The following is a 484-nucleotide window of genomic DNA, read 5'->3' as shown; positions in this document are numbered from 1 at the left end:
CCTTCCTCCCCAACTCTAATTGATATCAGAGTCATGTTCATAATCATAATATGATAATAGAAGATTTAGGAAATAGATATAAAATAATGAAAGAAAGATTTAATATAATAATAACAAAACATATAATAAAGAAAGAAACTTTAAAAATCATACTTATAAAACTAAAAGATATACCTTTGGAAATCAGAAAAGAGATAATAAAAAAAAAAAAAAAAAGAGTTGAAAATCAATTCCCACCATATGGTAAGGAATTGAATTCCACGGAATCACGCTTCAAGTGGTTGTACCTTGGAAAATGCTGAAAACCAATTCCATGAAAAAAAAAACACTATCAAACAGCGCAAAAGTGAAAGTTAGAATACGATTCCAACTTCCTGGGAAAATTTTCGCCCATCAAACAGACCCTTAGAATCTTTGATTGGAGTGGTGAAATTTGGATGGAAAGAAAATGAATTGTAGGGAATTGAATTGTTTAAAATTTGTT

At 28.7% G+C, this 484-nt stretch carries 1 protein-coding gene; it reads left to right on the top strand.

Annotated features, from left to right (window positions below):
- Positions 1-50: 50 nt before the first annotated feature.
- Complete coding sequence (locus tag GOQ16_RS17295) at positions 51-302, top strand: hypothetical protein (RefSeq protein WP_160070438.1); 252 nt, start codon at positions 51-53, stop codon at positions 300-302.
- Positions 303-484: the final 182 nt, after the last annotated feature.

The organism is Sphingobacterium bovisgrunnientis (genome assembly GCF_009829085.1).
Taxonomy (GTDB): Bacteria; Bacteroidota; Bacteroidia; order Sphingobacteriales; family Sphingobacteriaceae; genus Sphingobacterium; species Sphingobacterium bovisgrunnientis.
This window is presented reverse-complemented; position numbering and strand designations above follow the sequence as displayed.